This is a genomic window from Streptomyces recifensis (assembly GCF_002154615.1).
In the GTDB taxonomy this organism is placed as follows: domain Bacteria; phylum Actinomycetota; class Actinomycetes; order Streptomycetales; family Streptomycetaceae; genus Streptomyces; species Streptomyces griseoluteus.
The window spans coordinates 1-1,508 of sequence record NZ_MUNH01000118.1 but is presented as its reverse complement, the minus strand read 5'-3'; the positions used below and the strand labels follow the sequence as shown (position 1 = coordinate 1,508).

The following is a 1,508-nucleotide window of genomic DNA, read 5'->3' as shown; positions in this document are numbered from 1 at the left end:
AGGGCGGGGGCCGATTTGGCCGTGGGGGAGCATGCGCCGGTAACCTGAATCATTCGCTGGAAGCATCTCGCTTCAACGCCCGTCGTCGTAATGAAGAGAGCACCGTGGCCGCCGACAAGATCGACACCATCGTCAGCCTGAGCAAGCGCCGTGGCTTCGTTTTCCCCTGCAGTGAGATCTACGGCGGACAGCGTGCCGCCTGGGACTACGGACCGCTGGGTGTCGAGCTCAAGGAGAACATCAAGCGTCAGTGGTGGCGCTACATGGTGACGTCGCGCGAGGACGTGGTCGGTATCGACTCGTCCGTCATCCTGGCCCCCGAGGTCTGGGTCGCCTCCGGTCACGTCGCCACCTTCACGGACCCGCTGACCGAGTGCACCTCGTGTCACAAGCGGTTCCGCGCGGACCACCTGGAAGAGGCGTACGAGGAGAAGAAGGGCCACGCCCCGGCGAACGGCCTGGCCGACCTCAACTGCCCGAACTGCGGCAACAAGGGCACCTTCACCGAGCCCAAGCAGTTCTCCGGTCTGCTCTCCACCCACCTCGGCCCGACCCAGGACTCCGGCTCCGTCGCCTACCTGCGTCCCGAGACCGCCCAGGGCATCTTCACCAACTTCGCCCAGGTGCAGACCACTTCGCGCCGCAAGCCGCCCTTCGGTATCGCCCAGATGGGCAAGTCCTTCCGCAACGAGATCACGCCCGGCAACTTCATCTTCCGGACCCGCGAGTTCGAGCAGATGGAGATGGAGTTCTTCGTCAAGCCGGGCGAGGACGAGGAGTGGCAGGAGTACTGGATGCAGCAGCGCTGGAACTGGTACACCAACCTCGGCCTGCGCGAGGAGAACATGCGCTGGTTCGAGCACCCGAAGGAGAAGCTCTCCCACTACTCCAAGCGCACCGCCGACATCGAGTACCGCTTCTCGTTCGGCGGCTCGGAGTGGGGCGAGCTGGAGGGTGTCGCCAACCGCACGGACTACGACCTCGGCGCGCACGCCAAGGCGTCCGGCCAGGACCTCTCCTACTTCGACCAGGAGGCCGGCGAGCGCTGGACCCCCTACGTCATCGAGCCCGCCGCCGGTGTCGGCCGCACCATGCTGGCCTTCCTCCTCGACGCCTACACCGAGGACGAGGCGCCCAACGCCAAGGGCAAGATGGAGAAGCGCGTCGTGCTGCGCCTCGACCACCGCCTCGCGCCGGTCAAGGTCGCGGTGCTCCCGCTCTCCCGCAACCCCGAGCTTTCTCCGAAGGCCAAGGGTCTCGCCCAGGCGCTGCGCCAGAACTGGAACATCGACTTCGACGACGCCGGCGCCATCGGCCGCCGCTACCGCCGTCAGGACGAGATCGGTACCCCCTTCTGCGTGACCGTCGACTTCGACACGCTCGAGGACAACGCGGTGACCGTGCGCGAGCGCGACACCATGAAGCAGGAGCGGGTCTCCCTCGACCAGATCGAGGGCTACCTCGCCGCCCGCCTGATCGGCGCCTGACCTTCGCATTTCCGCCCACCC

At 66.6% G+C, this 1,508-nt stretch carries 1 protein-coding gene; it reads left to right on the top strand.

All coding sequences use genetic code 11. The features are described 5' to 3' along the window. The first annotated feature begins 104 nt into the window (after positions 1-104). Complete coding sequence (locus CCN33_RS07630) at positions 105-1,487, top strand: glycine--tRNA ligase (protein WP_086692524.1); 1,383 nt, start codon at positions 105-107, stop codon at positions 1,485-1,487. Positions 1,488-1,508: the final 21 nt, after the last annotated feature.